Below are 18,667 nucleotides of genomic sequence, written 5' to 3'. Positions count from 1 at the left end.
TGGAGGATTACCCAAGTCCGGCTGAAGGGAACGGTCTTGAAAACCGTCAGGCGTGTAAAAGCGTGCGTGGGTTCGAATCCCACATCCTCCTTTTGTATTAGCGCGGGATGGAGCAGCTCGGTAGCTCGTCGGGCTCATAACCCGAAGGTCGTAGGTTCAAATCCTGCTCCCGCAATAAGGCTCGGTAGCTCAGTTGGTAGAGCAATGGATTGAAGCTCCATGTGTCGGCGGTTCGATTCCGTCTCGCGCCATTTAAATATTTTGGAAGGGTAGCGAAGAGGCTAAACGCGGCGGACTGTAAATCCGCTCCTTCGGGTTCGGGGGTTCGAATCCCTCCCCTTCCATAGTTACGGGCATAGTTTAAAGGTAGAACTAAGGTCTCCAAAACCTTCAGTGTGGGTTCAATTCCTACTGCCCGTGTTAGTTAAATTATGGCGGGTGTGGTGAAGTGGTTAACACATCAGATTGTGGCTCTGACATTCGGGGGTTCGATTCCCCTCACTCGCCTATTTATATTATTGGGGTATAGCCAAGCGGTAAGGCAAGGGACTTTGACTCCCTCATGCGTTGGTTCGAATCCAGCTACCCCAGTTATACTTTGCCGGCGTGGCGGAATTGGCAGACGCGCTGGACTCAAAATCCAGTGTCCGCAAGGACGTGCCGGTTCGACCCCGGCCGCCGGTATAGTATTAAAGACAAGGTTTTCGGACCTTGTCTTTTTCTTTTATTTGTTGAATTTGTAACGCTGAGTTACTTAAAATTACTAGTTTTATAACAAATCATCTAATTTATCCGCTAATTTTTGTTGCTTGCTTGGATACAAATGAGAGTATGTATCTATTGTTGTAGTTATAGAAGCATGTCCTAATCTTTCTTTTACGACAAGATAATCTTCTCCTTGGTTTATTAGTAGGGAAGCATGTGAATGCCTGAAGTCATGAATTCTTATTTTTTTTAAAGAACTATCTCTTTGTAATATTTTTTTATATTGTTTTTCGATTGAATCCTTAGTTATCGTAATCGGGCTATTTTGAAATATCTGTAGATCATCTAGGTTGGTTGTAAATTCTTTTAATCTTTCATGCTGTGTTTGCCTCCATTCTTCTAGTGTCTCCACTAGTTTGGTGTTCATGATGATTCTTCGGGTTCCAGCTTTTGTCTTTGTACTACTAATGTGTTCTTCACCTTTTTTAACGTATATTGATTTACTTACATGGATTGTATTTGTAGAAAACTCTATGTCCTTCCACGTTAGAGCAAGAGCTTCTCCGAGTCTTAGACCAGTAAAAAATAGAACTGTGAATAGTAATTTTATATTGTATTCATCGTTGCTAAATAGTGTTAAGAAATGCTTAAATTCTTTTACTGTCCAGAAATTTAATTTTACTTTTTCTATGGGTAATTTTTTCAGTAATCCTACGGGATGTTCCTTGTAAAATCCTTTTCTTAATCCAACATCCAGAATTTTCTTTAGTAAAATTATAATTTTATTAATAGTGTTTGGACTTAGCTTCTTTTCTGAGTTTTGAGTATTTTTATCTCTTAGATGTTCTCTGAATTGATAGATATCTTCATAAGTTAATTTAGCTACATCATCAACTTTTTCAAAATAGTTTTTTATATGCCTGTTATAGTTGTTTTCTTGTGTATCTATATAGCTTTGTTTTCTGTTGTTTATTCTATCCTCTTCTTTTAAGAGATCATAAAGGATATCAATTGATATTTTTGAGTTGAAACTTTTTTCTTTAAGTTCGACACTTCGTAAGTATTGTTCGGCCTCCAATGCTTCTTTTTTAGTTTTGAATCCTTTTCTTACAATTCTACGTTGTTTTAGAGATATTGGATTTATACCATTGGAAACATCAACAATCCAAGTTCCGTCTCTACTTTTACGTAAAGCCATAAGCTACGCTTCTTTCTGGAGTTCAATTCCTAATAGTTCTTCTGCGACACTGGCTGGAATTGTACCAATCCTTTTGTTATCGTAGATGTTAAAACCACGATTCACTAATAGTAATTTGCCGGTATGGATAATCTTTCTTGCAGTTCCTGGAGCAAATCCAAGTTCGATAAGGTCATCTTTTGTTACAGTTTTAATCATGTGATCTCCTTTTCTAATTAGATTAACTAAGGGGAGGATTAACTCCCCTTGTATTTTACTTATTTTTGTTTTACATCTACTAAATGGATAGCATCAGCCTTGTAATACATTGTCGTGCTAATCATAGTAGCTTGTAAATTGTCAAATGTAACTGGTACTTCATCCATTGCTTGGATATAGTCATTATCAACCAAGGCATCTGGATTGTCTACTGAGACTTGGGTTGATTTCTTTTTGAATTGTCCATCCTTGATTGTTACATTGTATTTCCAACCAATGATTTTATCGGTATTAAAACGTCTTTCGCTACCATCTCGGTTTTTGATAATTTCTCCGTTTGCATCTGCTCGGACTTCCGTTTCAAATTTTGGAATGACTTCATCCAATTCAAATTTTGTTCCAATGTTATTAAAATTCCAGTCATTTTGTGAAAGCATTTTTGCCATAGTTAATTTCTCCTTTTAATATTTTCTTTGATTGTAGGGATCAAATCCTCTCGTTTAAAGAGTATTGCTCTTTCTATTAATCCACTTGCTAAATCTGGTGGATATTCCATATTGTTGAGTGCGAGATAGTTAGCTTTCTCATACTCATGCAGTAAGTTATTGTCGTATAGAAATTTATACGCTTTTAGAATAGCTCCTGAACCTTTATAGGTAAACCATTCTAATTTTTGTTCTAGTTCTGTTTTTGATTTTGAAATAATGATAGAGACGGGTTTTGAATGGCCTAAAAACTTTTCCCAAGATCTCAAAGGTTTTGAGAAATAGCTATCACTATAGAACCTCACTTTTTCTTTGAGATATCCCTTGGTAAAGTTGAGAAGATCTATTTCTGAATGCAACCATTCTTGAATGAAGTAGTGAGCTTTTTCTTTCCTAAGTTCTAACTCAGTTCTTATCCAATTTTCTATATACCGCTTGCTGATACCGAGCTTCTCAGCTCGTTCTAAGCGTTTATCGTAAATTCTAAGTCTTTCGTCATCATTGGGTTTTCTCAAATATAAGGTCTGGCCGATTGTTTCATCTCCGTAGGTATTGTAGTAGGTGCTTTTTCCATATATAAAGCGTTTCTTCTGACAAATCTTTAGAAGCTGATTAGGAGTGAAATAGGGTGTTTCATTAAAATCATCTATTGCAATATCAATTCGTCTTACTGAAAAATGATTGTAATTGTAGTAGAGGTTGTTCAAAAACTGTCTTTCGGACAGACTATTTGGATCTAATACCATATCTCTATAGAACTCGAGTGCCTGTCCTGACATGACAAGCATGTAGGACGACTCTTTCGCTCCATAGTAGATACGGATATTCCCATGATGAAGCTGGCTATCATAGTTATAGTATTTAAGGTTCCCTTTATTCTCAATAAATAGGTCATAGTCAAGAAATAGAATGTCTTCGATTATTTCTCTTGGCGAAAATTCAGTCTTATCAAACTGAATTTGAATCCAGTCAAATACAGAACGTAAATGTTCATTTTTTGCCATAGATTTTGATTCAACTTTTTGCTTAATTTTGCCACCCTTAAAATCTCCGAAACCCTTGGAAATACTGAATTCTTTCGATGGTACACCTAACTTGCAGAGGGTGGTGTTACTACACACCCTATCGGTCAAAAATGGTCCGTCCGCATCTACGCTCATTTTCGGCTTTCTGCCTCATGGCTCAGCCGAAAACTCGCTATTAGCCGAACCTATTTTTTGACCTCTTGTTAACAAACCCTAGTAAGCCGGTTTGCATCGACTCTTCAATATCTTGGATTTTCTTTTTTAGGTTGGAATTCTCAATTTTTATCAGTCGCATTTCTCGCTTAAATTCCTGTTTTAAGGCGCTCAGTTCATCGTAGAGCTCATCTATTACTTGGTTTAGGGATTCATGCTCATTGTCTGCTAGACTCCCAAATACGGCTTGTATAGCCTCTTTTAGACCTATTTCAAGTTTTAGTTTAGCTAACTTTTGAAATTGTCTAAGGTCTTCGTCTGTAAAATCATAGGCAACTGTATAACTTAATTGATGAGTTCTGGGATTTCTACTGATAGGAACTTTAATTTTCTTAAATTCCTTGCCACTTATCTCTTTAATCAGTTGAATCCAATTTTTAAGAGTAGAGGTAGAGTTTAGGCCAGAAATTTGATTGACTAACTCTTTATTGGTCATCTTTTTGTGAAACCTCCGAAATTTTCTTGTGCAACTGAAGAGTTTTCTGTGGTATAATTGTTACATAATATGTTTTGATCTTGGAACGAACGGCACATTTGTTTCAAGATTTTTTATTTTGTCGAATCTTACCTCCTTTATTAAAATTTTTTAAATCGACTACTAGTTACATACGCTTTTACCTCCTTTTATGCTATAATATTCTCAATGGAATATTCAATCTCAAAATAAATATTCCTTATGGAATAATTCTATTTTATACCGTTTGGAATATTTTGTCAAGCTAAAATATACGAATAAGAATATCTATAGGAGAATTATGTATACAGAGGATTATAAATTTTCAGAGAGGTTAAAAACTCTCAGAAAATCAAAAAAGTTAACTCAAGTACAAATATCGGAATTAATTGGAGTTCAACAAGGGACATATTCTCGGTGGGAGAATGGAACGTTAGAACCAGGATTAGAATTCGTTGTGAAATTGGCAAATATCTTTGGGACTACTACAGATTATTTGCTGGGACAAAAACCTTATTCAATTATCAGTAGTTTACCTCTAGAACAATTAGATCTTACCAATATTGCAAACTTTTCAAAGGATGAGTTTGATATTTTGAAACATTCAATAGCAGTTTCGGTGGCAAGAAATAAAATAAAGGCAACAGAACTAAAAGATAGAGTTATAGAAAAAAATCAGTTGTCAGAAAAAGATGCAGAACTTTTGAATAAGATTTTTGAAGAAGTTAAAACTTATTGGGAAAATTAGGAGGACGCTAGTCTTCAAAATTCCCTCCCAAAATGTGTCCAAAATATTGACAGAATTCTAGCTTTTCATTATAGTTCTTATGGAACTTTTTTTCTACAACAAAATAGGCTCCATAATATCCATAGGGGATTTACCCACTACAAATAGTATAGAGCCGGTTTTATTAATGTCCTGCATTTCCTAATAAGTTAACCATGACAACACCAATGATAATCAAAATTAAACCGATAATGCTATAAACATTTAGTGTTTCTTTGAAAATCATTACTGAGATAGAGGCTATCAAAACTAAACCGACAGCTGACCATGTTGCATAAGCTATTCCTACAGGAATTTTTTGCATTGCTAGTGATAAGAAATAGAAACAAACGCCATAGCTAAGTAGGGCAGAAACGGTTGGAATAGGCTTTGTAAAACCGTCTGATAATTTCAAAAGGTTAGTTCCCAATATCTCTCCTACAATGGCGATAAAAAGATAAAAGTATGACATGTCTTTAACCTCCTATATGTCATGTTTTTGCTCTAAGAGCTATTATAGCTATCCGTTTTTTATAAATCTTGGCACAAGTCATGAGAATTTGTAGTAAAACTGTGGCAGACACTTTTTCAGAACCAATAGCTGATAAGTTTAGTATATCATAAGATAAATTTTAAATAAAGTCTTGATTTATTTCAATGTCTTGCGTGGTCTCGATTTTACTGGTAAAATTACTTTTAAGAACTTTAAAAAAGAGGCTTCTATATTTGACAAAACAATGACTTGTTGTCCCGAATGTGGGCATCCTTTGGAGAAAAAATTTTTAAAAGATGAGGGAGATATTCCTTATTGTTCACAATGTGCGAGTTTTCGTTTTCCAGTCTTTAATACAGCAATTAGTGCGATTTTATTTAATGAAAAACATGATAAGATTCTCTTGATTAAGCAATATGACATGGCTGAGCATATTTTGCTAGCTGGTTATGTGTCTAATGATATTCACAACCAATTTCTACAATCATTAAAGGCAATTAATTTAGCCTCTCTTATTACGGATATGGGTAATAAAATTGCACAAAACTAGTCCAAAACTCTTTTTAATAAGGAGTATACTTTCTAGCATTTTATAGTTACTAAAAAGTATCTAAACTTTGGAAGTGATACTAAGTTTTAAAAAATATTATGGAAAAAAAGCTTATAAAATCAATATTTCTGAGATTTAAAACTAATAATATTAGACTCAAAATCCAGTGTCCGCAAGGACGTGCCGGTTCGACCCCGGCCGCCGGTATAGTATAGAGTTAAGGAACGTTGTAAATCTTCGTTCCTTTTTTATATTATTTTTGGTATAATAATAGTTATTCAAATTTTATTTAGATTATGAAAGTGTAGGGGAGTATGTCTTGTTCTATCGATTTATTAAAACATCGGTATTTGAAAAATATTAAAAAAAATGCTGAATTGTATGTCGGAATTGAGCTGGAATATCCAGTTGTAAATTTGGAAGGGGATGCTACAGATGTTGAAGTTATCAAACACTTATTCCGATATTTAGTTTTTTCTTTTGATTTAACTGTCGAAAAGGTTGATGATTTTGGGAATCCTATCCAGTTAGTAGATCCAGTTAGTCAAGATGCTATTTTATTTGAAGTTTCCTATACTACGATTGAGTTTGCATTTGGTAAGGCTGAAACAATACAAGAGGTTGAAGAACGTTTTAGTATTTATATGGAAGCAATCCAGAAGAAGTTAGCTGAATCAAATCATGCTATTGTTGGCTGTGGTATTCATCCCAACTGGGATAAAAATGATAATTGTCCAGTGGCTTACCCACGCTATCAGATGTTGATGGACTATTTGAATTTGAGTAGAAATGTGACTAAATCAGACTTACATCAATTCCCTGAATACGGAGCGTTTATTTGTGGGAGTCAGGTTCAGTTGGATGTTTCAAAGTCTAACTACTTACGAGTGATTAATGCTTTTACCCAAATTGAAGGGGCTAAGGCTTATTTATTTGCCAATTCTGAGTTTACAGGTGCGGATTGGGATACAAAAATCTCAAGAGATATTTTCTGGGAAGAATCGATGCATGGTATCTATCCAGAGAATGTTGGTGTCAATGCTAGGCTCTTTAAAGATGAGGATGATTTTTTTGATTATCTAGATCATTCTGCAATTTTTACTGCGGAACGTGATGGACAAACCTATTATTTTTATCCGATTCAGGCTAGGGACTATTTAGCTACACCTGAAATACAAGCATTTTCTCTTAATTGGGAAGAGGTTCTTATTTCCCCTCAAGAGAAAGATTTTGAAACTCATCGTAGCTATCAGTACCAAGACTTAACGACTCGCGGAACAGTTGAGTTTCGTAGTGTGTGTACTCAACCTCTAGATAGAACCTTCGCTTCAGCAGCTTTTCACTTGGGATTGTTGGTTAATTTAGATAAGTTAGAAGCTTACTTAAGTACAGCACCTTTTTTTACAGCATTTGGCCGAAATTATAAGTTTTTAAGGCGACAATTTTCTAAGAAAAAGCTTACAGATCAGGAAGAAACTGCAATTATAGAGTTTTCAAAAGACTTAGTCCTTTTAGCTGAGGAAGGACTGGAGATGCGAAATAAGCAAGAAATGACCTATTTACAGCCTTTGAAAGAAGAATTGAGCCTATAATTTCTCTTATAAAAGGAGAATTTTCTGAAAAATCATGATATAATGGATGAGACTATAGATAAAGGATAGAGAGTAATGACATTAGTTTATCAATCAACGCGTGATGCCAACAATACAGTAACTGCTAGCCAAGCAATTTTGCAAGGTTTGGCAACGGATGGTGGTTTGTTTACACCGGTTACTTATCCAAAGGTAGATTTGGACTTTGACAAATTGAAATATGCTTCTTATCAGGAAGTTGCTAAGATTGTTTTGTCAGCATTTTTAGATGACTTTACAGCTGAAGAGTTGGACTACTGTATCAACAATGCCTACGATAGCAAGTTTGATACTCCAGCTATCGCACCATTAGTGAAATTAGACGGGCAATACAATCTGGAGCTTTTCCATGGTTCAACAATTGCCTTTAAGGATATGGCCTTGTCTATCTTGCCATACTTTATGACGACTGCTGCTAAGAAACATGGTTTGGAAAATAAGATTGTCATCTTGACAGCGACATCTGGCGACACGGGGAAAGCTGCCATGGCAGGATTTGCAGATGTCCCTGGTACTGAGATTATCGTCTTTTATCCAAAGGATGGTGTCAGTAAGGTTCAAGAGTTGCAAATGACCACTCAGACTGGCGACAATACTCATGTTATCGCTATTGATGGTAACTTTGATGATGCCCAAACAAATGTGAAGCATATGTTTAACGATGTGGCCCTTCGTGAAAAGTTGGCTACCAATAAACTGCAATTTTCATCAGCAAACTCTATGAACATTGGTCGTTTGGTACCACAGATTGTTTATTATGTTTATGCCTACGCTCAGTTGGTCAAGTCTGGTGAGATTGTAGCTGGTGAACAGATCAACTTCACAGTACCAACAGGAAACTTTGGAAATATCTTGGCTGCCTTTTATGCTAAACAAATTGGTCTGCCAGTTGGCAAATTAATCTGTGCTTCGAATGACAATAATGTTTTAACTGACTTCTTTAAAACACGTATTTACGACAAGAAACGTGAGTTTAAGGTAACGACTAGTCCATCTATGGATATCTTGGTATCTTCAAACTTGGAGCGTTTGATTTTCCATCTTTTGGGGAATGATGCGGTTAAGACAGCTGAACTCATGAATGCCTTGAGTACACAAGGACAATATGAATTGACAGACTTTGATGCTGAGATTCTGGAACTCTTCGCAGCTGAATATGCGACTGAGGAAGAAACGGCAGCAGAAATCAAACGTGTTTATGATACAGATGCCTATATCGAGGACCCTCATACGGCGGTTGCCTCAGCTGTTTATAGAAAATACCAAGCGGCTACTGGCGATGCGACTAAGACAGTCATTGCTTCAACAGCTAGTCCATACAAGTTCCCAGTGGTTGCAGTAGAAGCTGTAACAGGAAAAGCAGGCTTGACAGACTTTGAAGCTTTGGCTCAATTACATGACATTTCAGGAGTGGCAGTGCCACCAGCGGTTGATGGCCTTGAAACAGCGCCAGTTCGTCATAAAACAACAGTGGCTGCTGTTGACATGCAAGCAGCGGTTGAAGCTTATTTAGGGCTTTAAGACAGAGGGAGTAAACTCGGTTGGGAAACCAACTGAGTTTCTTTTCATCAGGAGGAAGGATTGTTTAAGAAAAATAAAGACATTCTTAATATTGCCTTGCCAGCTATGGGCGAAAATTTTTTGCAGATGCTCATGGGGATGGTGGATAGTTACTTAGTAGCCCACTTGGGCTTGATAGCTATTTCGGGTGTATCAGTAGCTGGCAATATTATCACGATTTATCAGGCGATTTTCATAGCTCTGGGAGCTGCTATTTCCAGTGTTATTTCAAAGAGTTTAGGGGAGAAGAATCAGTCTAAGCTAGCCTACCATGTGACTGAGGCGTTGAAGATTACTTTACTAGTAAGTTTCCTTTTAGGAGCTTTGTCTATCTTCGCTGGGCAAGAGATGATAGGACTTTTGGGGACTGAACAGACTGTGGCCGAGAGTGGTGGACTGTATCTATCTTTGGTAGGTGGATCGATTGTTCTCTTAGGTTTAATGACTAGTCTGGGAGCTTTGATTCGTGCAACTCATAATCCACGTTTGCCCCTCTATGTGAGTCTTTTATCAAATGCCTTGAATATTCTTTTTTCAAGTCTAGCTATTTTTGTTCTGGATATGGGGATAGCTGGTGTTGCTTGGGGGACAATTCTGTCTCGTTTGGTAGGTCTTGTGATTTTATGGTCGCAATTAAAGTTGCCTTTTGAGAAACCGACTTTTGGTTTAGATAAGGAACTATTGACCTTAGCTTTTCCAGCAGCTGGAGAGCGGCTTATGATGCGGGCTGGAGATGTCGTAATCATTGCCTTGGTTGTTTCTTTTGGAACGGAGGTGGTGGCTGGAAATGCAGTCGGAGAAGTCTTGACCCAGTTTAACTATATGCCTGCTTTTGGAGTTGCTACAGCAACGGTCATGCTGGTAGCTCGAGCAGTTGGAGAGGATAATTGGAAAAGAGTAGCTAGTTTGAGCAAGCAAACCTTTTGGCTTTCTCTGGTCCTCATGTTACCCTTGACCTTCAGTATCTATGCTTTGGGTATACCACTGACTCATCTCTATACGACTGATTCTCTAGCGGTGGAGGCTAGTGTTCTAGTGACACTTTTTTCACTACTTGGTACTCCTATGACGATAGGAACAGTCATCTATACAGCAGTCTGGCAGGGTTTGGGCAATGCTCGGCTTCCCTTTTATGCGACAAGTATAGGAATGTGGTGTATCCGCATTGGAACAGGATATCTGATGGGGATTGTGCTTGGTTGGGGCTTGCCTGGTATTTGGGCCGGAACCCTTTTGGATAATGGTTTTCGTTGGTTATTTCTACGTTACCGTTACCAGCGTTATATGAGCTTGAAAGGATAGGAAATGCAAAAAACAGCTTTTATTTGGGATTTAGACGGGACTTTATTGGACTCTTATGAAGCGATTTTATCAGGGATTGAGGAGACCTATGCTCAATTTTCTATTCCTTATGATAAGGAGAAGGTGAGAGAGTTTATTCTCAAGTTTTCTGTGCAGGATTTGCTGGAGAAAGTTGCGGAAGAGAGAAAACTGGATGTGGAAGTACTAAATCAGGTGCGTGCCCAGAGTCTGGCTGAAAAAAATGCCCAGGTAGTTTTGATGCCAGGTGCGCGTGATGTGCTAGCTTGGGCAGAGGAATCAGGAATTCAGCAGTTTGTTTACACTCATAAGGGAGACAATGCTCTTACCATTCTCAGAGATTTGGATTTGGAATCTTATTTTACAGAGATTTTAACAAGTCAGAGTGGCTTTGCGCGTAAACCTAGTTCAGAAGCGGCTACCTATCTGATAGACAAGCATCAGTTGAATCCTGACAATACTTATTATATAGGGGATCGGACTCTGGATGTGGAATTTGCCCAGAATAGTGGGATTCAAAGCCTCAACTTTTTAGAGTCGACTTATGAAGGTAATCACAGGATTCAAGCGTTAGCAGATATTTCCCGTATTTTTGAGGCTGAGCAATAAAAAGATTGTGTCAGTTTTGTGACAGAGACCTAACAAACTATTTCAAGTAACTGAGTTTGTTACAAGGAATAGACAGTTCTATTAAATAGGCCCGAGAGGGCTTTTTTTCTGCATTTTTTGTGTTATGATAGACAGGTACTCATTTGAAAGGAATTTGAAAGAATGAAGAAAAGAATATTATTAGCCTCAACAGTAGCCTTGTCATTTGCCCCAGTATTGGCAACTCAAGCAGAAGAAGTTCTTTGGACTGCACGTAGTGTTGAGCAAATCCAAAACGATTTGACTAAAACGGACAACAAAACAAGTTATACCGTTCAGTATGGTGATACTTTAAGCACCATTGCAGAAGCCTTGGGCGTAGATGTCACAGTTCTTGCGAATTTGAATAAAATCACTAATATGGACTTGATTTTCCCAGAAACTGTTTTGACAACGACTGTCAATGAAGCTGAAGAAGTAACAGAAGTTGAAATCCAAACACCTCAAGCAGACTCTAGTGAAGAAGTGACAACTGCGACAGCAGATTTGACAACCAATCAAGTGACCGTAGATGATCAAACTGTTCAAGTTGCAGATTTTTCTCAACCAATTGCAGAAGCTCCAAAAGCGGTAGAAACTACAAGTACAAAAGAAGTAGCAACAAGTTCAGAAGTTGCAGAGACAGTGACTGCTGCAGAAGACGTGGCACCATCTACAGACTCTTCTACGTCAGCGGAGCAAACAGTCGAAACAACCAGTCCAGTTGAAGAATCAGCTCCTCAGGCAACGACTCTAGCTGAGAAAGAGGAAACTCAAGCAAACCCACAAGCTGCTTCAACAGTGGAACCAATTACAACTCCAGTAGAAGAAAAAGCAACAGAAACAACTGCACCAAGTTCAGAAGAAGCAAAAGAAGAATCATCAAGTAGAGCATCATCAAGTGAAGATACACCAGCAGTTTCTACTTATCAACCGGAAGAGACAAAAACAGCTTCAACAACTTACGCGGCTCCAGCTGCACCTGATTATGCTGGACTTGCAGTAGCAAAATCTGAAAATGCAGGCCTTCAACCACAAACGGCTGCCTTTAAAGAAGAAATTGCTAACTTGTTTGGCATCACATCCTTTAGTGGTTACCGTCCAGGAGATAGTGGAGATCACGGAAAAGGTTTGGCTATCGACTTTATGGTACCAGAAGGTTCAGAACTAGGGGATAAGATTGCGGAATACGCTATTCAAAATATGGCTAGTCGTGGTATTAGTTATATCATCTGGAAACAACGTTTCTATGCTTCATTCGATAGCAAATATGGACCAGCTAATACTTGGAATTCAATGCCAGACCGTGGTAGCGTGACAGAGAATCACTATGATCACGTTCACGTTTCAATGAATGGATAAGCCAGACTTGGTAATATCATTTTGACGAATGAGATCTAGCTTTCGTGATAGGAAGCGAGTCTCGTTCGTTTTTTTCTTTGTCATACTCTTCGAAAATCTCTTCAAACCACGTCAGTTTTATCTGCAACCTCAAAGCTGTGCTTTGAGCAACCTGCGGCTAGCTTCCTAGTTTGCCCTTTGATTTTCATTGAGTATCAATATGAATGGAGAATGGGAAGTTAGCATTTTGTAATGAGTTAAGCAAAATTCTTGCAATCTATTTTACTTTATATTAGAGTTGATTAGTCAACTATTGATAAATCAAGAAAAAAGAGGAAGAAATGCTAGAGATTCAAGATCTACTTTATCAACTCCGCTTGTCTGAGCAAGCGAGTACGCAATTGTTTGAAAAAAGACTTGGGATTAGTTTGACACGGTATCAGATGTTACTTTTTTTGCTGGAGAATTCTCCCTGTAATCAGATGGCGGTTCAGGAGCGTTTGAAAATTGATCAAGCTGCTTTAACCCGGCATTTTAAGATTTTAGAAAAGGAAGGTTTGGTGGAGCGTCATCGTAATCCTGAAAATCAGCGGGAAGTGTTGGTGGAGGCTACGAAGTATGCCAAGGAGCAGTTAGTGGTGAATCCCCCTCTGCAGCATATCAAGGTTAAAGAAGCGATGGAAAGTATCTTAACAGAGTTTGAGAGAACAGAGCTCAACCGTTTATTAAATAAATTGGTTTTGGGTATTGAAAATATAGAAATTTAAGGAGAAATAGATGTCAATTATTACAATCATTTTAGCAACGATTGTTGCTTTGGAGCATTTTTACATTTTTTATTTGGAAAGTATTGCAACGCAATCAGATGCGACTAGTCGTGTCTTTAACATGGACAAGGAAGAACTGGCTCGTCCGTCAGTAAGTTCATCGTTTAAAAATCAAGGGATTTATAATGCTTTGCTAGGAGTCTTTCTCTTGTATGGAATTTATTTCTCACAGAATTTAGAAATTGTGACTATTTTTGTTTTATTTGTGATTGGTGCTGCGGCTTATGGCTCTCTCTCAGCAGATAAAAAAATTATTTTAAAGCAAGGCGGACCAGCTATTTTGACCTTGATTAGTATTTTTCTCTTTAAATAAGTTCAAAGGTCAATCTTAGTCTCTCTAGTCATTTTCACTCCAGAATAAGGGAAATATGTTATACTTGTTTTTAAGAAAAAAGTCTCATTGAATTTGTTTTGAGGAGTTAGAAATGAAAGTATTAGTGACAGGTTTTGAGCCCTTTGGAGGGGAAAAGGTCAATCCAGCCTTGGAGGCTGTTAAAGGTTTACCAGTTGAAATCCATGGTGCTGAGGTCCGTTGGTTAGAAGTGCCAACAGTCTTTCACAAATCGGCTCAAGTATTGGAAGAAGAGATGAACCGCTATCAACCTGACTTTGTCCTTTGTATCGGCCAAGCAGGTGGAAGAAGTAGTTTGACACCTGAGCGAGTAGCCATTAATCAAGACGATGCACGCATTCCTGATAACGAAGGTAATCAGCCGATTGATCTTCCCATTCGAGCGGATGGTGCTTCGGCCTACTTTAGTAGTCTGCCGATTAAAGCGATGGTCCAAGCTATAAAAAAAGAGGGCTTGCCGGCCTCTGTTTCCAATACGGCAGGGACTTTTGTCTGCAATCATTTGATGTATCAGGCTCTCTACTTGGTAGAAAAGAAATTTCCACATGTTAAGGCAGGTTTTATGCACATTCCTTATATGATGGAACAGGTGGTGAATCGACCGACTACTCCAGCTATGAGTTTAGTGGACATTAGGCGAGGGATAGAAGCAGCAATCGGAGCCATGATAGAATATGGAGATGAGGACCTCAAGTTGGTAGGCGGAGAAACTCATTGATAGAAAAAAGCTTGAGGGGCCACCTTCAAGCTTTTGGACGTTTTCGAGCCAGTACTGCTCGGTAAAAAATTATTTTATTGATTTGAATGTAGGGTAGGAGTGAGAAACTAGCAATTCCAAAGGTAATCCAATTGAGGAAATACCAAGGAAGGAGTTGTAAGTCTAGGACAAAGCGCTGAAATTTGTAGCCTTTCATCAGGAAACGGCTGGTTTTTAGGATTTGTCCTGGTTTGGCTTGTCCTAAATCTAGAGTATCACAGAGGAGAAATTCTACCTGTGAATAAGCATAATATTGTGGAATATAGAGACTATTTCCGACAATCATCAAGAGGATACTTGCTAGAAAGTAAAGACCAAAGGTCATGAGGAAACGCTCAGTTTCAACTGACGTGAGATCCAGATTGGGAAACTCAGGATGGAGAGCAACGAATTTCTTGGCTAAAAAGCTACTGTAAAAGAGAAAGTAAATTCCGAGTAAACTAGGAATGCTCCATAAGAAGAGATAGAAGCGTTTGAGAAGGAGAGTCAAAAAGGTTTGTGAAAAGTACTCTTCGTTAAAGAGAGTGAGACTATTTTTGACTGATAGTTCTGTATCTGGATTCTTGATGAGTTTCAGAGTTGTATAAACTGAACTAGTTAGAAGAATAGCTTCTATAAAGGAGACTAATAGTGGGAAAAGGTAGGCTTGGGATACATGACCAAACACGTTTAAAAAGGGTTGTTCTAAAACACTCTCGTTGATGCGCTCTAAGGGATTGAGGAAGCCAGACAAAATGACTAGCATGCTAGGTAAGAGATAGACGAGAAAGAGGCGGGGATTTTCAGCTTGAAATTGTCTAGCCTGCAGACGAATGTTTTTTAAATCAATTTTTGGGTATTTCATTCTCTCATTATACCATAGTTCTTATAGATAGTTCGTGACAGTTCCAGCTTTTTTTGATAAAATCATACAGTATGCCCTTGGGCACAAAGTATGAACTGGGACTGTCTTTCCCAGCTTCGGAGGTAAAAAATGTCAGATTCACCAATCAAATACCGTTTGATTAAGAAAGAAAAACACACAGGAGCTCGTCTGGGAGAAATCATCACTCCCCACGGTACCTTCCCGACACCTATGTTTATGCCAGTTGGGACACAAGCCACTGTCAAAACTCAGTCGCCTGAAGAATTGAAGGAGATGGGTTCGGGAATTATCCTGTCAAACACTTATCATCTCTGGCTTCGTCCAGGAGATGAACTCATCGCACGCGCAGGTGGACTTCATAAGTTCATGAATTGGGATCAGCCAATTTTGACGGATAGTGGTGGTTTTCAGGTTTATTCCTTAGCAGATAGTCGCAATATCACAGAAGAAGGGGTAACTTTTAAAAACCATCTCAATGGTTCTAAGATGTTCTTGTCCCCAGAAAAAGCCATTTCTATTCAGAACAATCTGGGTTCAGACATCATGATGTCCTTTGACGAATGTCCCCAGTTTTATCAACCATACGACTACGTTAAGAAATCAATCGAGCGTACCAGTCGTTGGGCTGAGCGTGGTTTGAAGGCTCATCGTCGTCCACATGACCAAGGTTTGTTTGGAATTGTGCAGGGGGCAGGATTTGAAGACCTGCGTCGCCAATCAGCTCATGACCTTGTCAGCATGGATTTCCCAGGCTATTCTATAGGTGGTTTGGCAGTGGGAGAAACCCACGAAGAGATGAATGAGGTCTTGGACTTTACAACTCAACTGCTGCCTGAAAACAAACCTCGCTATTTGATGGGTGTGGGAGCACCAGATAGCTTGATTGATGGTGTGATTCGTGGGGTGGATATGTTTGACTGTGTCTTGCCGACTCGTATTGCTCGTAACGGAACTTGTATGACCAGTCAGGGGCGTTTGGTTGTCAAGAATGCCCAGTTTGCTGAGGACTTTACGCCACTGGATCCTGAGTGTGATTGTTACACATGTAAGAACTATACACGCGCTTATCTTCGTCACCTGCTCAAGGCTGATGAAACCTTTGGTATCCGTTTGACGAGTTATCACAATCTTTATTTCTTGCTTAACCTGATGAAGCAAGTACGACAAGCCATCATGGATGACAATCTCTTGGAATTCCGTGAGTATTTTGTTGAAAAATATGGCTATAATAAGTCAGGCCGTAATTTTTAAACTGGAATTGATATAAGCTAAAAATCCTAAGTTTTCTCTTGGGATTTTTCTTCTTTTTTTGATAGAATAAAGTGTATAATGAAAGGGAGAATAAACTCGTATGCGTATTAAATGGTTTTCCTTGATTAGGATTACAGGTTTACTTTTGGTACTCTTGTATCATTTCTTTCAGACAATCTTTCCTGGAGGATTTTTCGGGGTAGATGTCTTTTTCACATTTTCAGGCTTTCTGATTACGGCTCTACTTATCGAAGAATTTTCTAAAAATCATGAAATTGATTTGGTTGGATTTTTTAGGAGACGCTTTTATCGGATTGTGCCACCTGTGGTTTTGATGGTCTTGGTGACCATGCCCTTTACCTTTCTAGTTCGGCAAGATTATGTGGCTGGAATTGGGGGTCAGATTGCGGGTGTCTTAGGCTTCATGACCAACTTCTATGAAATCCTAACAGGTGGGAGTTATGAATCTCAGTTCATTCCTCATTTGTTTGTTCATAATTGGAGCTTGGCTGTTGAGGTTCACTACTATATCCTCTGGGGATTGGCAGTTTGGTTCTTATCTAAACAGTCCAGATCAAATGGTCAGTTGAGAGGAATGGTCTTTCTCTTATCTGCTGTTGCCTTCTTGATCAGCTTCTTCTCCATGTTTATTGGTAGTTTTCTAGTAACCTCTTATTCCTCTGTTTACTTCTCCAGTTTAACTCATGTCTATCCATTCTTTTTGGGAAGTGTGTTAGCAACTATCGTAGGCGTTCGTCAGACAACTTCTTTAGTTAAGCAGTTGGATAAAATCTGGGATTTACGCAAGACCCTTTTAGTTTTTGGAGGAGGTTTTGGCTTCTTACTCATTTTGACTTTCTTTGTCAAATTTACCTATCCCTTTGCCTATCTTATGGGCTTCTTGCTTGCCAGCCTTGCAGCCCTTGCTATGATTCTGGCGGCGCGTGTCTTACATGAAAAGACTCCTAACATGCAGGAGCCAAAGATTATCAGCTTTTTAGCGGATACTAGCTATGCGGTTTATCTTTTCCATTGGCCTTTCTATATCATTTTTTCACAGTTGACATCAAATCTTCTTGCTGTGTTATTAACTTTGATTTTTTCTTATGGATTCGCCAGCCTATCATTTTATGTGTTGGAACCTTGGATTGCAGGAAAGGACACACCTATTATACAAACCCTTCGTCCCCTGCCTCATATTCATACAATCCTTGCAGCAAGTACTGGAATTTTGGTCTTCATTGTCTTCTTAGTAACTCTGTTGGCACCACAAGTGGGAGCTTTTGAGACAGACTTAACTGTCAATGGCTTGAAGCAAGCCGCGACAAATATTAACCAGACCAAGGTAATGACAGAACGAGCAGAAGCTGATAGTTTAGGAATTGCTGAGGGCACTATGTTAATTGGTGACTCGGTGGCCTTAAGGGCAAATACAGCCTTGCAGACAGCCCTTCCTGGAGCACAGATTAATGCACAGGTCAGCAGAACAACTAAGACTGCCAATGAAATCATGCTCAACAATAGCCAGAATAAATTTCTACCAAAGATGGTGGTGATTGCAACTGGGGTAAATAATCCTGAAAATTACAAGGAAGACTGGGATAGTATCGTGAAAAATCTTCCTAAGGGCCACCATATGGTTTTGGTGACTCCTTATGAAGGAGATAAGACAAAAGAGACCTATGCAATCGTTGAGAAGGCGGCTGCCTATATGAGAGAATTGGCAGAGAAGACTCCTTACATCACAATAGCAGATTGGAATCAAGCTGCTAAAGAGCATCCAGAGATCTGGACTGGGACAGACCAAGTCCATTTTGGAAGTGACAATAGTAAAATTGAAGCAGGAGCTAAATTGTATGCAGATACCATTGCTGCAGCCTTGCAAACAGCTCAAGACAAGCCGGTCAAATCAAAATAACTTGTATTTAAAAGAAAAGAGTTGGAAAAATCCAGCTCTTTTAAAATATCTCTAGAAAATAGGTCTATACCATTTACAAATGAATCAGAAAGGTTTATAATGTAATTGACATAATAAATATCAAAAGTAAT

General features: G+C 38.4%; 19 protein-coding genes and 8 tRNA genes. 20 read left to right on the top strand and 7 right to left on the bottom strand.

The features are described from left to right. Window position 1: 1 nt before the first annotated feature. From ADJ60_RS07950 to ADJ60_RS07915, 8 genes are all read left to right on the top strand, one after another. Window positions 2-91, top strand: a tRNA-Ser gene (locus ADJ60_RS07950). Window positions 92-101: 10 nt separating this feature from the next. After that, window positions 102-175, top strand: a tRNA-Met gene (locus tag ADJ60_RS07945). Between the two features lie 3 nt (window positions 176-178). Continuing rightward, a tRNA-Phe gene (locus ADJ60_RS07940) sits at window positions 179-251 on the top strand. 12 nt (window positions 252-263) lie between these two features. Continuing rightward, window positions 264-344 (top strand) — tRNA-Tyr (locus ADJ60_RS07935). Window positions 345-349: 5 nt separating this feature from the next. Next, window positions 350-420 (top strand) — tRNA-Trp (locus tag ADJ60_RS07930). Window positions 421-434: 14 nt separating this feature from the next. Further along, window positions 435-507 (top strand) — tRNA-His (locus tag ADJ60_RS07925). A 12-nt stretch (window positions 508-519) separates the two neighbouring features. Continuing rightward, a tRNA-Gln gene (locus ADJ60_RS07920) sits at window positions 520-591 on the top strand. Window positions 592-600: 9 nt separating this feature from the next. Then, window positions 601-684 (top strand) — tRNA-Leu (locus tag ADJ60_RS07915). An 85-nt stretch (window positions 685-769) separates the two neighbouring features. Here the strand turns inward: ADJ60_RS07915 and ADJ60_RS07910 are convergent. Genes ADJ60_RS07910 through ADJ60_RS07890 form a run of 5 tightly spaced genes read right to left on the bottom strand, consistent with a single transcriptional unit; the run spans window position 770 to window position 4,260 of the window. Further along, window positions 770-1,903, bottom strand: coding sequence for a tyrosine-type recombinase/integrase (locus ADJ60_RS07910; protein ID WP_009732034.1), 1,134 nt, complete (start codon window positions 1,901-1,903; stop codon window positions 770-772). 3 nt (window positions 1,904-1,906) lie between these two features. Beyond that, window positions 1,907-2,101: a DUF3173 domain-containing protein gene (locus ADJ60_RS07905; RefSeq protein WP_000598356.1), complete on the bottom strand. Its 195-nt coding sequence runs from the start codon at window positions 2,099-2,101 to the stop codon at window positions 1,907-1,909. 59 nt (window positions 2,102-2,160) lie between these two features. Beyond that, complete coding sequence (locus ADJ60_RS07900; protein ID WP_001096843.1) at window positions 2,161-2,547, bottom strand: hypothetical protein; 387 nt, start codon at window positions 2,545-2,547, stop codon at window positions 2,161-2,163. A 2-nt stretch (window positions 2,548-2,549) separates the two neighbouring features. Then, complete coding sequence (locus ADJ60_RS07895; protein WP_049544509.1) at window positions 2,550-3,746, bottom strand: replication initiation factor domain-containing protein; 1,197 nt, start codon at window positions 3,744-3,746, stop codon at window positions 2,550-2,552. A gap of 40 nt (window positions 3,747-3,786) precedes the next feature. Further along, window positions 3,787-4,260 carry a hypothetical protein gene (locus ADJ60_RS07890; protein WP_000182279.1) on the bottom strand — a complete coding sequence of 158 codons (474 nt, stop codon included), beginning with the start codon at window positions 4,258-4,260 and terminating at the stop codon, window positions 3,787-3,789. A 319-nt stretch (window positions 4,261-4,579) separates the two neighbouring features. Between ADJ60_RS07890 and ADJ60_RS07885 the strand changes: the two genes are divergently transcribed. Continuing rightward, window positions 4,580-5,026 (top strand): helix-turn-helix transcriptional regulator, encoded by a 447-nt coding sequence (locus tag ADJ60_RS07885; RefSeq protein WP_000287814.1) that lies wholly within the window; start codon window positions 4,580-4,582, stop codon window positions 5,024-5,026. A 163-nt stretch (window positions 5,027-5,189) separates the two neighbouring features. Here the strand turns inward: ADJ60_RS07885 and ADJ60_RS07880 are convergent, their stop codons facing one another. Further along, window positions 5,190-5,516 carry a DMT family transporter gene (locus tag ADJ60_RS07880; protein WP_049505554.1) on the bottom strand — a complete coding sequence of 109 codons (327 nt, stop codon included), beginning with the start codon at window positions 5,514-5,516 and terminating at the stop codon, window positions 5,190-5,192. Between the two features lie 172 nt (window positions 5,517-5,688). Between ADJ60_RS07880 and ADJ60_RS07875 the strand changes: the two genes are divergently transcribed. From ADJ60_RS07875 to pcp, 9 genes are all read left to right on the top strand, one after another. Next, entirely contained in the window at window positions 5,689-6,087 is a 399-nt protein-coding gene (locus tag ADJ60_RS07875; protein ID WP_049496811.1) for a hypothetical protein, read from the top strand. Between the two features lie 314 nt (window positions 6,088-6,401). Continuing rightward, window positions 6,402-7,679 (top strand): glutamyl-tRNA synthetase, encoded by a 1,278-nt coding sequence (locus ADJ60_RS07870; RefSeq protein WP_049544508.1) that lies wholly within the window; start codon window positions 6,402-6,404, stop codon window positions 7,677-7,679. 75 nt (window positions 7,680-7,754) lie between these two features. Continuing rightward, complete coding sequence (gene thrC / locus ADJ60_RS07865) at window positions 7,755-9,239, top strand: threonine synthase (protein WP_049544507.1); 1,485 nt, start codon at window positions 7,755-7,757, stop codon at window positions 9,237-9,239. 60 nt (window positions 9,240-9,299) lie between these two features. After that, window positions 9,300-10,580: an MATE family efflux transporter gene (locus ADJ60_RS07860; RefSeq protein WP_049544506.1), complete on the top strand. Its 1,281-nt coding sequence runs from the start codon at window positions 9,300-9,302 to the stop codon at window positions 10,578-10,580. 3 nt (window positions 10,581-10,583) lie between these two features. Beyond that, window positions 10,584-11,207, top strand: a complete 624-nt coding sequence (locus ADJ60_RS07855; protein WP_049544505.1) for an HAD family hydrolase — start codon at window positions 10,584-10,586, stop codon at window positions 11,205-11,207. A gap of 162 nt (window positions 11,208-11,369) precedes the next feature. Then, window positions 11,370-12,587 (top strand): LysM peptidoglycan-binding domain-containing protein, encoded by a 1,218-nt coding sequence (locus ADJ60_RS07850; protein ID WP_049544504.1) that lies wholly within the window; start codon window positions 11,370-11,372, stop codon window positions 12,585-12,587. A 320-nt stretch (window positions 12,588-12,907) separates the two neighbouring features. Then, a complete protein-coding gene (locus ADJ60_RS07845; protein ID WP_049544503.1) occupies window positions 12,908-13,333 on the top strand; it encodes a MarR family winged helix-turn-helix transcriptional regulator in 426 nt (141 codons plus the stop codon). 10 nt (window positions 13,334-13,343) lie between these two features. Next, complete coding sequence (locus ADJ60_RS07840; protein ID WP_049544502.1) at window positions 13,344-13,706, top strand: DUF1304 domain-containing protein; 363 nt, start codon at window positions 13,344-13,346, stop codon at window positions 13,704-13,706. A gap of 112 nt (window positions 13,707-13,818) precedes the next feature. Continuing rightward, on the top strand, window positions 13,819-14,463 hold the full coding sequence (gene pcp / locus ADJ60_RS07835; RefSeq protein ID WP_049544501.1) for a pyroglutamyl-peptidase I: 645 nt from the start codon (window positions 13,819-13,821) through the stop codon (window positions 14,461-14,463). A gap of 25 nt (window positions 14,464-14,488) precedes the next feature. On the opposite strand, the gene ADJ60_RS07830 is transcribed toward pcp, so the two are convergent. Then, the gene (locus tag ADJ60_RS07830) at window positions 14,489-15,346 is read right to left on the bottom strand and encodes a DUF975 family protein (protein WP_049544500.1); all 858 of its coding nucleotides are present in this window, start codon (window positions 15,344-15,346) and stop codon (window positions 14,489-14,491) included. Window positions 15,347-15,475: 129 nt separating this feature from the next. On the opposite strand from ADJ60_RS07830, the gene tgt reads away from it, so the two are divergent. Beyond that, a complete protein-coding gene (tgt, locus tag ADJ60_RS07825) occupies window positions 15,476-16,618 on the top strand; it encodes a tRNA guanosine(34) transglycosylase Tgt (protein ID WP_049544499.1) in 1,143 nt (380 codons plus the stop codon). Window positions 16,619-16,718: 100 nt separating this feature from the next. Further along, window positions 16,719-18,536 carry an acyltransferase family protein gene (locus ADJ60_RS07820; RefSeq protein WP_049544497.1) on the top strand — a complete coding sequence of 606 codons (1,818 nt, stop codon included), beginning with the start codon at window positions 16,719-16,721 and terminating at the stop codon, window positions 18,534-18,536. The last annotated feature ends 131 nt before the right edge of the window (window positions 18,537-18,667 follow it).

The sequence above is a fragment of the Streptococcus pseudopneumoniae genome (assembly GCF_001076775.1).
GTDB lineage: Bacteria > Bacillota > Bacilli > Lactobacillales > Streptococcaceae > Streptococcus > Streptococcus pseudopneumoniae_G.
The sequence above is the reverse complement of the archived record's forward strand: the minus strand, read 5'-3'. Positions and strand labels throughout refer to the sequence as shown.